The organism is Acinetobacter sp. DMC2, assembly GCF_056314305.1.
In genome coordinates this window covers 257,907-270,796 of the sequence record NZ_JBQUYP010000007.1, presented here as the reverse complement: position 1 = coordinate 270,796, position 12,890 = coordinate 257,907, and the positions used below count along the sequence as shown (strand labels likewise).

At 39.4% G+C, this 12,890-nt stretch carries 12 protein-coding genes; 5 read left to right on the top strand and 7 right to left on the bottom strand.

Translation table 11 applies throughout. The annotated features are described in order from the left end of the window. Positions 1-1,452: PT dipeptide repeat lipoprotein (locus ACT53H_RS16520; RefSeq protein WP_476009688.1), on the top strand; the 1,452-nt coding region annotated here is incomplete at its 5' end. Positions 1,453-1,512: 60 nt separating this feature from the next. Here ACT53H_RS16520 and ACT53H_RS16515 read toward each other — a convergent pair. From ACT53H_RS16515 to rplU, 7 genes are all read right to left on the bottom strand, one after another. Continuing rightward, complete coding sequence (locus ACT53H_RS16515) at positions 1,513-1,986, bottom strand: tRNA (cytidine(34)-2'-O)-methyltransferase (protein ID WP_151964387.1); 474 nt, start codon at positions 1,984-1,986, stop codon at positions 1,513-1,515. 43 nt (positions 1,987-2,029) lie between these two features. Continuing rightward, complete coding sequence (cysG, locus tag ACT53H_RS16510) at positions 2,030-3,403, bottom strand: siroheme synthase CysG (RefSeq protein WP_174728327.1); 1,374 nt, start codon at positions 3,401-3,403, stop codon at positions 2,030-2,032. A gap of 67 nt (positions 3,404-3,470) precedes the next feature. Then, complete coding sequence (gene serS / locus ACT53H_RS16505) at positions 3,471-4,742, bottom strand: serine--tRNA ligase (protein WP_004789381.1); 1,272 nt, start codon at positions 4,740-4,742, stop codon at positions 3,471-3,473. Positions 4,743-4,860: 118 nt separating this feature from the next. After that, positions 4,861-5,661, bottom strand: a complete 801-nt coding sequence (locus tag ACT53H_RS16500; protein WP_476009687.1) for an RsiV family protein — start codon at positions 5,659-5,661, stop codon at positions 4,861-4,863. A gap of 116 nt (positions 5,662-5,777) precedes the next feature. Beyond that, positions 5,778-6,473, bottom strand: a complete 696-nt coding sequence (gene lolA, locus ACT53H_RS16495) for an outer membrane lipoprotein periplasmic chaperone LolA (protein WP_004789378.1) — start codon at positions 6,471-6,473, stop codon at positions 5,778-5,780. 241 nt (positions 6,474-6,714) lie between these two features. Continuing rightward, positions 6,715-6,972, bottom strand: a complete 258-nt coding sequence (rpmA, locus tag ACT53H_RS16490) for a 50S ribosomal protein L27 (RefSeq protein ID WP_002116037.1) — start codon at positions 6,970-6,972, stop codon at positions 6,715-6,717. Positions 6,973-6,990: 18 nt separating this feature from the next. Further along, entirely contained in the window at positions 6,991-7,302 is a 312-nt protein-coding gene (gene rplU / locus ACT53H_RS16485) for a 50S ribosomal protein L21 (protein ID WP_004639133.1), read from the bottom strand. Positions 7,303-7,745: 443 nt separating this feature from the next. On the opposite strand from rplU, the gene sdsA reads away from it, so the two are divergent. The 4 genes from sdsA (at position 7,746) to adeI (ending at position 12,882) form a co-directional block, all read left to right on the top strand. Further along, positions 7,746-8,723, top strand: coding sequence for an All-trans-nonaprenyl-diphosphate synthase (sdsA, locus tag ACT53H_RS16480; protein ID WP_476009686.1), 978 nt, complete (start codon positions 7,746-7,748; stop codon positions 8,721-8,723). Positions 8,724-8,737: 14 nt separating this feature from the next. Beyond that, positions 8,738-10,798, top strand: coding sequence for a site-specific recombinase (locus ACT53H_RS16475; protein ID WP_476009698.1), 2,061 nt, complete (start codon positions 8,738-8,740; stop codon positions 10,796-10,798). A 186-nt stretch (positions 10,799-10,984) separates the two neighbouring features. Then, positions 10,985-11,611, top strand: coding sequence for a phosphatase PAP2 family protein (locus tag ACT53H_RS16470; RefSeq protein WP_004789375.1), 627 nt, complete (start codon positions 10,985-10,987; stop codon positions 11,609-11,611). Positions 11,612-11,634: 23 nt separating this feature from the next. Next, a complete protein-coding gene (gene adeI / locus ACT53H_RS16465) occupies positions 11,635-12,882 on the top strand; it encodes a multidrug efflux RND transporter periplasmic adaptor subunit AdeI (RefSeq protein WP_004789373.1) in 1,248 nt (415 codons plus the stop codon). Positions 12,883-12,890 lie beyond the last annotated feature (8 nt).

Here is a 12,890-nt window from a genome sequence, read left to right as displayed (position 1 = left end):
CCAACACCAACACCAACACCAACACCAACACCAACACCAACACCAACACCAACACCAACACCAACACCAACACCAACACCAACAAGTGTAGCGGATCGCTTTGTTGGAAGTTGGTTAGCGGGTAAAGGAGCTTGTATTAACGGCTCTGCTCTAAAAATGAACGTCATTAAGGTTTCTGATAACAGCGTTCGATTTACCAGTGAAACAGTACGTTATGAGAATGAATCGAACTGTACAGGTAACATCGTTGCAAGTTACCGCCAAGCTGAAGATTTTAGTCTGGTTTCAAATATTGGAGCACCACAGACTGTACAAACTTCGAGCTATAATAAGGTAGATTGGCAGCTTGTAGTAGCAGGAGAGTTGGAACAAAAACAGCCAGCTATTCTAGGGTTTAAAAATGCAAACCAATTCTGCCTAGTTCCTACAGATGAACCGAATGCGATACATAATTATTTGCAGCAAGCAAACTTTGATCTCATAAATACTTGCTTCACAAAAACAACACCATCAGCAAGCATGCAAAAGCCAACCCAAGTATTGGCAACAGCAAGTTATAGACTAGCGGACAATAAAGAATCTTGGGCAGATCTATTAACCCAACTTAACGATCAAGGACGCCAAGGCTACGCCCTTCTCACACCATCTGTAAGTTTGGATAATCCTGATAGTAGCTTTGCCCTATATAAAAATTTATATGTTAAAAACAATAAAACCACTGACACATACACCTATAAGACAGTTGATGTTAAAACCAACTCGGTAGCAAACCGTTATTTACTATGGGTTAATGAGTTAAATAAACAAGGTAGCTTAGGCTATATATATAAACTCTCATTTGGAGAAGTAACTTCGAATACAGATAAATATTTATTTGTGAAAAATGATAAGAAACCAGCAACTTATACTTATTCTAATCGATTCTTAACCAATACCTCTCGCACAACAATTTTAAATGCCTTCAACGAACTTGGTGCACAAGGTTGTAAACTCATTTACGCAAACACCTCGTTCACTAATAATGGCACAACGAATGGAACCTTCTATGTACCAACTTGTGTAAATAGCAGTACACATAACGGAACCTATGCGTATCGTTATTTTGAAGTTCCACAACATATTCCGTTTAACAAGGAAGATGCAATTAAACTTGAAAAACTCCTTAAAGAGCAAGCAGCCGAAGGTTATAGATTGGTTGATGCGAACAATAACCTAGGCTTCTTTAATATTGATGGTTATCTATTTGAGCGTGATAGTGAAAATACGGGACCTATTGAATATAAAGTATTTATTGAAGATGCCGCATCCGAAACAGATGAGCCATATCTTGTTGAAAATCGAATTCAAGACCAAGGTAAATTAGGTTGGTTCTTTGCAGTTCGACTTGGATCAGTCTATACAAACTCTCCAACAAATTATGATTTAGCAAGTGGTGTTGTTTTCCCTAAATAAGACATCTAAAAACAAATAAGGCCACAATTGTGGCCTTATTCTTACTTAAAATTAGATAACTTACCCTAAGTTTTTAAAACCCTGCTGACGCCATGCTTCATAAACAATCACAGCCGTTGCATTAGATAAATTTAAACTTCTTGAGTTTTCAGCCATCGGCAAACGGATCCATTGTTCTTGCGGAAACATTAAGCGAACATGCTCAGGCAAACCACGTGTTTCTGGCCCCATCAATAAAGCCACAGGTCGATTCAAATCGACTGTATGTGGAGTCGCTGAGCCTTTAGTGGTGAGTGGAAAAACATGCTCAACACCTTTCGCTTTTAAGTCTGCAAGGCACATTTCAATGTTGTCCCAAATCTGCATACGTGCCCATTCATGATAATCAAGGCCTGCTCTTTTGAGTTTTTTATCGTCTAACTCAAAACCTAGGGGTTTGACTAAATGTAACTGTGCGCCCGTATTAGCACATAAACGAATGATATTGCCCGTATTGGCAGGAATTTCAGGCTCGTATAGAACAACATGAATCACAAATTTTCTCGACTTTAATAACCAGCAATAAATTCAGATGAACTTATTGCCATTTTAACTGTTCACGTAAACTCACCACTTCACCAATAATGGTTAAAGTCGGCGCCACGATATGATGTTCAGACACTTTAGTTGCAATATCAGCTAATGTTCCAACAATAACTTTCTGTTCTGGTGTGGTTCCTTTAGATATTAAGGCTACAGGCATATCAGCACGTTGACCATGAGCAATAAGTTGCTCACAAATGCGCTCCAAACCAACCAACCCCATGTAGAGGACTAAAGTTTGATTTTCATAAACCAGTTCATTCCAAGGGAGTTCAGGTGAACCTTCCTTTAAATGTCCAGTCAAGAAACGTACACTTTGCGCATAGTCACGATGAGTTAATGGAATCCCTGCATAAGCTGAACAACCTGATGCTGCTGTTATGCCCGGTACAACTTGGAAAGTGACATTCGCCTCAACCAGCTCTTGAATCTCTTCACCACCACGCCCAAAGATAAATGGATCACCACCCTTTAGACGACAAACACGCTTTCCTTTTTGAGCATATTCAACCAATAAAGCATTGATACCATCTTGGGGAACAGAGTGATTTGAACGGGCTTTACCAACATAAATTTTGGTCGCATCACGACGGCAAAGTTCTAAAATTGGTGCAGACACCAAACGATCATAAATCACCACATCTGCTTGTTGCATAAGACGCAATGCTTTTAGTGTCAGTAGCTCAGGATCGCCGGGTCCAGCCCCTACCAAATAAACTTCACCTTTAGGTGCAGTCCATTCTGTTAAGGCTTGCTGAATCAAATCATTTGCAACTTCTAAATTATCATTAAAAACTTGTTCTTTTAATGGGCTAGCATAGAGGTTTTCCCAAAAGATTCGACGCTCATCGGGGTTAGTAATCTTTTCTTTTACTTGCTTACGCCATTGACCAGAAAACTCAGCCAATTTACCCATGCCATGTGGAACAATCGTTTCGATTTGAGTACGAAGTTGTCTAGATAAAACTGGCGATGCGCCATTTGAGGCAACAGAAATGATCAATGGAGAACGATCAATAATCGCTGGAACCATAAAACGGCAGTGTGGAATATCATCGACACTATTTACCAGTAAATTACGCGCTTCACATTGTTCAAAAACAGCTTTGTTTACTTGCGCATCATTAGTGGCAGCAATAACTAATCTGTAAGGAGTATTTAAAAAAACTTCGGCAAAAGTCTCAGCAAAGTACTGCCCTCCAGTTGCCTGAATCAACGATAAAAGCTGATCTTCAATTGCTGGAGCAATAATATCAATTACTGCTCCAGCTTTGGCTAAAAGATTTGCTTTGCGCAAAGCGATATGCCCACCACCCACAATCAGACAACGTTGCTGTTGCAACTTTAAAGAGATTGGAAAAATATCCACCTTAAACCTCTACATTAATCATCTGATTTGGATTAAGCAAAAACCGTGCACAATTTAGATGCAAAGCTTAGTCAATAAATGTTAAACCACCCATATATGGGCGTAATACTTCTGGAATCTCGATAGAACCATCTTCACGTTGATAATTTTCCATTACAGCAAGCAAAGTACGTCCAACTGCAAGACCGGAACCATTTAGTGTATGCACCAATTCGGTCTTCTTTTGATCCATTCTGTAGCGTGCTTTCATGCGGCGTGCTTGAAAATCACCCATATTAGAGCAACTTGAGATTTCACGGTAAGTATTTTGGCTTGGAACCCAAACTTCTAAGTCGTAAGTTTTAGTCGCACCGAAGCCCATATCACCACCACAGAGCAAAATTTTGCGATATGGCAAGCCAAGTGCCTGCAAAATGCCCTCGGCATGTGCAGTAAGTTCTTCAAGTGCCTGCATAGAAGTTTCAGGTTTAACGATTTGCACCATCTCAACTTTATCAAACTGATGCTGACGAATTAAACCACGTGTATCGCGACCATAAGAACCAGCTTCACTACGGAAACACGGTGTATGCGCTGCATATTTTAATGGCAAGCGTTCGGTATCAATAATCTCATCACGAACGAAGTTAGTAACAGGAACTTCTGCTGTAGGGATGAGGTAATATTCTTTTTCACCTTGAAGTTTGAACAAATCTTCTTCAAATTTTGGTAATTGACCAGTACCACGAAGTGAATCAGCATTTACCAAATAAGGCACATAAGCTTCTGTATAGCCATTCTTTAAAGTATGGGTATCAAGCATGAACTGCGTTAAAGCACGTTGTAGGCGCGCTAAAGAACCTTTCAACACACTAAAACGTGAACCAGTCAATTTAGTCGCAGTTTCAAACTCTAAACCGCCCATCCACTCACCTAAGTCAGTATGATCTTTGATTTCAAAATCAAACTGACGAGGCGTACCCCATTTTGAAATTTCAACGTTATCATCTTCATCTTTACCAGCAGGAACAGATTCATCTGGTAAGTTAGGGATGCTAAGCGCTTTTTGTTCAATCTCGTTTTGGAGCTCTGACAAAGCTACTTCAGCAGCTTTGATTTCATCACCAATCGCCTGCATACGCGCCATGATTTCAGAAGCATCACCACCGGATTTTTTAATCTGACCCACTTGTTTTGCACCGGCATTACGCTCTGCCTGCAATTTTTCAGTTTTTGATTGCAAGTCTTTACGGCGAGTTTCTAAAGAAGCCCATTCTTGAACATCTAATTGAACACCACGTTTTGCCAAAGCCGCATTAACAGCTTCAATATTATTTCTGAGTAACTTAGGGTCGATCATAATCAATCATAATATGGGTAAAAAACTGGCTATAGTGTAAGGCCTTCACACTAAAAAATATAGTGATCATATTCATAACGAATAGCTTTCACACAATTGTTAGAATAGATCACCTATTTTAGAACTTATAGTTTGGCACGCTCGGTAAATACTCAGGTTTAATGAATTTACTCGCTTCAAAATACGGCAACGTTAATTCAGACATTCCTTCGGCATAAGAAGCCAACTCATAAATTGGATAGACAAAAACAATCCCATTTGCGCCATAGTAGAAATTATCACTTAATTGCAGTTTTTCACGATTGATATTGTGCTCTTGAAGCCAATTTGTATTTGCATCATACAGGGCATCAACCAACTGTTTTTCAACATCTGGTTGAATAAGTTCAGCAACAGTAATGTGCTTTTTATTTAATAAGTCAAAATTTACAAATTCTTGATGAGACATGCCGTGTGCAGCACCAGCTGAGTACGAATAAGTCTGTAATGCAAAGGTGGCAAGATTATAGTTTTGCCCTAAATAACGAACATAGATTGCACTTTGACTTGAACTTGGTTCACCTTCAGGTACTTCAACTGGTTGATCAGCTAAATTTGCAAAAGCATTCGGATCTGCTTTCTTTATACGATTGGTGAAGTAATCATTAATCCATTTTTGATTGGTCTGTACTGTTTGAAAATCATACTCAGTACAACCATCTTCTAAGCAAACTTTTGATTTTGGCAATTTTACTGGGATTACTTTTGCTTGAATTACAGGAACACCAGCCTCTTTCGTTTCTTTAACTTTTGCAGTCGAAGCAACCTGCTCTTCTGTGGCGGCCGACTTTGGTTGACAACCAGTCACCATTGCCATTGCAACCATTAATGGAAGAATACAAATAATTTTCTTATCGTAAAGTCGCATAATAATCCCCATGAATTTACCTCTAACACTATACAAAGCGTAAGAATAAGACGGGGTTAAAAAATGTATCTGTCTCTCTTATATAAAAAAAGCTACCTTTTACGGTAGCTTTTTTGAAGAGGCTTTAATTATTGGTCAATAACATCTGTACCTTTTGGCGGCGTAAAGTTAAAGACTGATGCTGGAATTGAAGCATTTACTTTAACGTTCTTAAAACGTACATAGGTGGTTTGACCTAATGAGTCTTGTAATACCATAAGTGTAGGCGCTTTATTTGCTCCGAAACTAATCGTTAGGCTTTGGAATGCCCCATCTTCTTTTTTAGGGAATAATGTGAAATAAAGTTTAGATTTATCGGGTTGTGTTACACGATAAGACTTCATGATTTGGTTGGTATTACCAGAGAGTAATAATGCTGGTGTATCTGCAACCTGATCATCTAAGCTTTGGCGAACCGCTTGTTGTAAATCTGGATCATAGATCCAAACTGTTTTTCCGCTCGTTACAATAGTTTGTTTAGCAGGACTTACTGTTTCCCAATAAAATTTCCCCGGACGCTCAACTTTCATTGAGCCTTTAAATGTCTGGTTCATATGCTGTGCACTTAAACTCTTTTTCTGTGCCACAGTTTTTGTATTGGCTTTAGTTGTTTGTTCAAAGTCGGCAGTCAAACGCTGTAAACCTGATAACTGATTAACCAGGTTCCCAATTGCCTGTTGCTCCGGTGCTGCTACAGGCGCAGCAAACACTGTAGTACTCATTACAGGAGCAAGCACTGACGCGCTGAGTGTAATAGCACACATAGTTTTACGAAGCATATTCATGTCATCACCTTTTTAGTTGCTGTAAGACAACTTGCCATCTTCCAAAGTTATGAAACTTAGCAAGCTCTTAATTCAAGACTCATATTAACCGACAAACTCTGTGCTAATCATTGAGAAAATAAGATATTTTGTTATGTTATTCATGTTGTTTGTAGAATTTCATTCATCATGATGAAGATACACAAGATTAAATTCCATAAAAAAAGCCCACAAAATGTGGGCTTTTTTTTGAAGCTAAAACTTATACAGTTTCAACTTTTACGTAGCGACGGCCAAATTGACCTTTCACTTCGAATTTTACTACGCCGTCAGCAGTAGCAAATAAAGTATGGTCACGGCCCATACCAACATTTGCACCAGCGTGGAACTCAGTACCACGTTGACGAACGATGATGTTACCAGCAGTTACAGCTTGACCGCCGTAAACTTTAACACCTAACATTTTTGGGTTTGAATCACGACCGTTCTTCGTCGATCCACCGGCTTTTTTAGTTGCCATGTCTCTTACTCCTCGTGATTAGCCTGAAATACCAGTAATTTTCAACTCAGTGAACCATTGACGGTGACCTTGTTGTTTACGGTAGTGTTTACGACGACGCATTTTGATAATGCGGATTTTGTCGTGACGACCATGGCCAACCACTTCTGCAGTTACTTTAGCGCCAGCTACAACTGGAGCACCGATTTGAATGCTGTCACCGTTTACAACCATCAATACATCATCAAATGTAATAGTCGCGCCAGATTCAGCTTTCAATAATTCAACTTTAAGGGTTTCACCCTCAACTACACGGTGCTGTTTACCACCGCTTTGGATTACTGCGTACATAATGTACTCCAATGAGCCCGTGTCGACGTGCCGATAAGGGATATATCGATCTTAAAACGCTCGCCACTGGGGTTATATAAGGCGACAGATTTTAAGTGAAATTTGATCAAACGACAAGTATTTTCTATTTATCAGTGACTCCTATTCCCCTCTTTTTACAAAATCAACAGACAGCTTAGATTGGAATTTAGCAGTTTTCATTGATTCTGAATGAAAATTAAAATACAGTTCCAGACACAAATTGCGACAAGAACAAGTTGTATTAATGCTGATGTCATTAAATTTATTGTTTTGCCGGAAATATCATGTTTTGCTTAAATAAAGAACAAAGAACGCATAAAGACAATAGAAATGATTAATATCAGCCACTTGTTTACCTGTGCAACACACCTTTAATTGATACACTAACGCCACTTATCTACCAATACGGGGTTTTTCTTCATATGGTCATCGATTTCAAGCAAGACATTCTTGCGCCTGTTGCCTCAGACTTTGCTGCGATGGATCACTTGATTAATGAAGGAATTAGCTCAAAAGTCGGTTTAGTCATGTCTGTCAGCAAGCATGTTGTTGAAGCTGGCGGAAAGCGTATGCGCCCAATCATGTGTTTACTTGCAGCCCGTGCTTGTGGTTTAGATAACATGGTAAACGCACAACGTTTAGCTGCAATCATTGAAATGTTGCATACCGCGACATTGGTTCATGATGATGTGGTAGATGAATCTGGCCTTCGACGTGGTCGACCTACAGCAAATGCGACATGGAATAATCAGACCGCTGTATTAGTCGGTGACTTCCTGATTGCCCGTGCGTTTGATTTACTGGTCGATTTAAATAACATGACTTTATTGAAAGACTTTTCAACAGGTACATGTGAAATTGCTGAAGGTGAAGTATTACAACTTCAATCACAGCATCAACCAGATACAACCGAAGAAACTTATTTAAAAATTATTCACGGTAAAACATCTCGCCTGTTTGAACTCGCTACAGAAGGCGCTGCTATTCTGGCTGGACAAGAAGCGTATCGTGAACCATTAAGATTGTTTGCCGGTCATTTTGGTAATGCATTCCAAATTATTGATGATATTTTAGACTACACTTCAGATGCTGAAACATTAGGTAAAAATATTGGTGATGATTTAATGGAAGGTAAGCCAACTTTACCGTTAATTTCTGCATTAGCACACTCAACAGGTAAAGAGCATGCGATTATTCGTCGCAGTATCGCCACTGGTGGAGTAGACCAATTATCTCAGGTCATCGAAATTGTACAAAAGTCTGGTGCTTTAGATTATTGCAACCAACGTGCCCAAGAAGAAACAGAAGCAGCACTGCAAGCTTTATCAAACCTACCCGATACACCGTATCGTCAGGCATTGATTAACTTAACTCAGCTTGCGTTACATCGAATACAATAGATATTATTTTGCCTATGCATGTAAATTTTTCAGAACATTTTTTAAAAATAGAGAAGCAGCTTGAGGATCCTCAAGCTGTCATTGATGAAAATCTACTGATTGAACTCGTCAATGTCGTTCGCCCATCCGACCCAGAGGATACGGATGAAATTAAGAACAAAATACAGGCTTTAATTGAAAGTCTTTTACGTACACCTACAGCACCCTTTCTATTACAAACTTTCTTATTACGTTTGATTAATCGCTATAAGCAAGTCAGCTTATATGCGGACAGCGGGATTTTGTCTTTAGATGGTTTCTGGAACCAGCTTGGACAAAGACTCGGAGCACATTTTTTACCGTTAATTGAAGATGCAAGCCAACTCAAAATATTAATTGGAAGAATTTTCTATTTAGAAAGTGACAAAATCTGGCTCAATAATATTGCTGATGAAGATTGGTCAAATTTATTTAGTCTTATTGGGCAAAGCCAAAGTAATGTCGATGAAAAGTTAGTCATTCAAAATGAAATGATTAAAGCCATCACTGTCTTATCCTATCGAATTAGTGGAATTGGTCTTTATCCCGAATTTATTAATGCTCAACCAGAATTAACGGAATATGAATCCCCGTTTCTAGTTCAGAATCGTGAAATTATTGAATTTATAGAAAAATATAAAAAACAAGAACTTTCTGATCATGAGATTGCAGTTATTGCTCCTCCCGATGCATCACAAGCATTTGTTATGTTGGAACAATGTCGGGATGTGGTGTTAAAGATTCGCCGTGCTACTAAAAGAATTGGTGTAAGTTTAAGTTTGACTTATTTATTGTCATTACTTGAGCAATGTCTTGATCGTATTGAATTATTACTTTATCTGGTTGTAGATAATACTCACGGAAAGTATGTTTCGTTAGGGCACCTTATTTCCGATTTAACCAAGGCGCACTATAGTGAAAAAAGTGTTCGCTCTTTACTCAGCACAACCAGTGAACTTATTGCCTTTCAAGTGACTGAAAATGCCAGCCGAACAGGTGAACATTATGTAAGTACTGATACCAAAGGCTTTTGGGGCATGTATAAAGCTGCTGCTGGAGCAGGCGTCATTATTGCCTTTATGGCATCTTTAAAAATTCTTGCAGCACGAATGACAATGGCTCCGCTCATGCAAGCCTTTACATTTAGTATGAATTATTCTCTAGGTTTTATTCTGATTCATGTTCTGCACTTTACTGTTGCTACCAAGCAACCCGCAATGACGGCGGCGGCTCTTGCTGCAACAGTACAGCAGCGTAGAGGTTCTAAAACAGCTCAGATTGCAGAGTTAGCAGCGCTTATTATTAATATTATCCGAACTCAATTTATTGCTATTTTGGGTAACATTTCAATTGCGATCCCTACTGCCGCACTCATTACTTTTGCTTGGCAGTTTTATCTTGATGAACCGTTATTAACCCATACTAAAGCAACGTATTTGTTGCACAGCCTAAATCCATTCACTTCCTTAGCAGTTCCCCATGCAGCGATTGCCGGAGTTTGCTTATTTTTGTCGGGTCTCATTGCTGGCTACTTTGACAACATGGCTGTTTACCGAAAAGTCGGTCCACGCCTAAGAGCGCATCGCCGCTTAGCAAACTGGTTTGGGCAAGATCGCCTCAACCGTTTTGCTGATTATATTGAACGTAACTTAGGAGCGTTAGCGGGTAACTTCTTATTCGGGATTATGTTAGGAAGTATGGGTACCATAGGGTTTATTTTAGGTTTACCTTTAGATATCCGTCATATTGCCTTTGCTTCGGCTAACTTTATCCAAGGTTTAATGACTATTAACGGCAGCCCAGACATCGGACTGATTATCGTGTCCTTTCTAGGCGTGCTATGTATTGGTCTCACTAACTTATTTGTTAGTTTCACCTTAACGATTATTGTGGCTCTACGTGCACGTCGTGTTCGCTTCGAACAATGGAAACCTTTAGCCAAACTCGTTATGACCCATTTCCTGACTCGCCCAAGCGATTTTTTCTGGCCCCCAAAACAGCCGCTAGAACTTGAAGAAAATACGACTACAAATAACGGAAAAAAAGCAGACCACTAAGAATTTTGCTTTGTACACAAAATGTGATTTTCGTCAATTTTGTTGTGATTGTTTTTCCAAATGTTAAAAAATTTTCAAAATGAATTTACGATGATCTATCAGGCTTGAAAAAAAGTGTACTGGCAAGTACACTTTTAGCGGCTTTCAGTAGTGGACACTGCTTGAATAAGCAAAGGTATTTTTTATATGCCCTATTTGTTGCTTTTTATTGGTTGTATTTTTTTAGGATTAGGTGTTCTTGGTCTTTTTGTACCAAGACTTCAGTCTTTGGATCTTCTCAGCGTTCAAATATTGAGTGAATATCGTTCAGATTATCTTAACTCTATTACGATCTTCCTAGCACGGATAGGTGGTATGCCTTTTGTACTTTTTTTATCCTTTCTGGTGTGTATATATCAGGCATGGTATAAAAAATATATTACTGTTATTTTCATTAGCGTGGGAGTTCTTGGCAGTATCACCATGGGTTGGCTGCTCAAGTGGTGTGTTGATCGCCCAAGACCCCCACAGGTATATCATATTGTCGAAAGTTACGGTGCATCGTTCCCAAGTGCACACAGTGTTTATGCATCAACACTGGCTTGTCTGGCAATGATAATGTTATGCCATAAGCCCAACATTAACTCTCCTTATATCATTTTGATTTCTTGCCTTTGGTTTATCTGCATGGGGCTTTCAAGAATATATGCTGGAGTTCATTTTCCAACAGATGTACTCGCCGGTTGGGGCATAGGTTTTATTTGGATTGCACTGCTTTGGCTCTGGTTATTACAAACACAAAGTAGGTTAAGTAAAAAACAAATATATTTTTAGATTTTATCTAACGAGGTGGAACAATGATGTCGGCTAAGCTTTGGGCTCCTGCCCTTACTGCTTGCGCATTAGCAACAAGTATCGCACTTGTTGGTTGTGGCAAAGGCTCCGATGAGAAACAGCAAGCTGCTGCTGCTCAGAAAATGCCGCCTGCTGAGGTAGGTGTTATTGTTGCTCAACCACAAAGTGTTGAACAAAGCGTTGAGCTTTCTGGCCGTACTTCAGCATATCAAATTTCTGAAGTTCGTCCTCAAACAAGTGGTGTAATTTTAAAACGCTTGTTTGCTGAAGGAAGTTATGTACGTGAAGGTCAGGCTCTTTATGAACTGGACTCTCGAACAAACCGTGCAACGCTTGAAAATGCAAAAGCATCTCTTTTACAACAACAGGCAAATCTAGCTTCACTACGCACCAAGCTAAACCGTTATAAGCAACTTGTTTCGAGTAATGCTGTATCTAAACAAGAATATGACGACTTACTTGGTCAGGTTAATGTTGCTGAAGCACAAGTTTCTGCTGCAAAAGCTCAAGTAACGAATGCAAATGTAGATCTTGGTTATTCTACAATTCGCTCACCAATTTCTGGTCAGTCTGGACGTTCTTCTGTAACAGCTGGTGCTTTAGTTACAGCAAACCAAACTGATCCTTTAGTGACGATTCAACAGTTAGATCCAATCTATGTTGATATTAACCAGTCTAGTGCCGAGTTATTACGTTTACGCCAACAACTCAGCAAAGGCAGTTTAAACAACAGTAACAACACGAAAGTGAAGTTGAAGCTTGAAGATGGTTCGACTTATCCAATCGAAGGACAACTTGCTTTCTCTGATGCTTCTGTAAATCAGGACACAGGAACAATTACTTTACGTGCCGTATTCTCGAACCCGAACCATCTATTACTCCCGGGTATGTATACAACTGCGCAGATTGTTCAAGGTGTAGTTCCAAATGCTTATCTGATTCCTCAAGCCGCAATTACGCGTTTACCGACAGGTCAAGCTGTAGCAATGCTTGTTAATGCTAAAGGCGCTGTTGAGAGTCGTCCTGTTGAAACCTCTGGTGTTCAAGGACAAAACTGGATTGTGACTAATGGTCTCAAAGCTGGTGAAAAAGTGATTGTTGATGGTGTTGCCAAAGTTAAAGAAGGGCAAGAAGTGTCAGCAAAACCTTACCAAGCTCAACCAGCGAATCCTCAAGGTGCAGCTCCAAATGCTACAAAACCGGCTCAATCAGGTAAACCTCAAGCAGAACAGAAAGCATCTAATGCATAAGGGGTAGA